1 protein-coding gene is annotated in these 898 nt (G+C 73.9%); it reads left to right on the forward strand.

Annotation, left to right across the window (positions count from 1 at the left end):
- A partial coding sequence (locus FV222_RS27595; RefSeq protein WP_187277513.1) for an FUSC family protein occupies nucleotides 1–898 on the forward strand: 898 nt, incomplete at both ends.

The following is an 898-nucleotide window of genomic DNA, read 5'->3' on the forward strand; positions in this document are numbered from 1 at the left end:
GGAATCGCCGAGCTGATCGAGAGCGCGCCCGAGCCGCACCGGCGCGCGGCCGCCAAGCTGTTCCTGCGGCGCCTGCGCCCGCTGCTGATCGCCATCGCCCGCGCGATCCGCGACGACGCCGACCTCGACCTGCCGCGCCTGGAGCCGGCGATCGAGCGAGCCACCGCGGGATTGGAGGCGACGCCGATCCTCGCGCGCCTGGCCGAGCGGATCGTCGAGCGGGTCCGGATCGGCGCCAAGCTCTCGACGCCGGAGGGCTACCGCCCCGGCGGCGCGCTCGCCGACGGCGGCAGCCTCGGTTGGCGGACGCGGTTCTTCGGGCCGCTGCGCACCAACTTCACCCTGGCCTCGGCCAACCTCCGCCACGCGGTGCGCGCCAGCGCCGTCTGCGCGCCGGCGCTGGCGGCGACGCTGATCTGGGCCGGCCCGTTCTCGCACTGGCTGGTGATGACCGTGGTGCTGACGATGCAGCCGTTCTACGCGGCGACCTGGCAGCGGGCGCTGGAGCGGATCGGCGGCACCGTGCTCGGCGGCCTCGTCGGCGCGCTGCTGGCGCAGATGGCGACGACGCCGCTGATGCAGATCGCGCTGATCCTGCCGCTGAGCATCGTCGGATTCGCCGCGCGCCAGGTGAGCTACGGCTTCTTCGTCGCCTGCCTCACCCCGTTGATCGTGCTGCTGATCGAGGTGATCACCCCCGGCCACTCCTCCTGGGAGGTGGTCGGCATGCGCGCGCTGTTCACCATCCTTGGCGGGCTGATCGCCGTGGTGAGCTGCCTGCTGCTCTGGCCGATCTGGGAGCCGGACCAGGTCCGCAAGGAGCTCCGGCGCGCGCTCGCGAGCCATGCCGCCTTCGCCGAGGCGGCGCTCGCCGACACGGCGCCCCCGGAGCGCGAGG

Origin of the sequence: Methylobacterium sp. WL103 (assembly GCF_008039885.1) — a bacterium.
Classification (GTDB): Bacteria; Pseudomonadota; Alphaproteobacteria; order Rhizobiales; family Beijerinckiaceae; genus Methylobacterium; species Methylobacterium cerastii.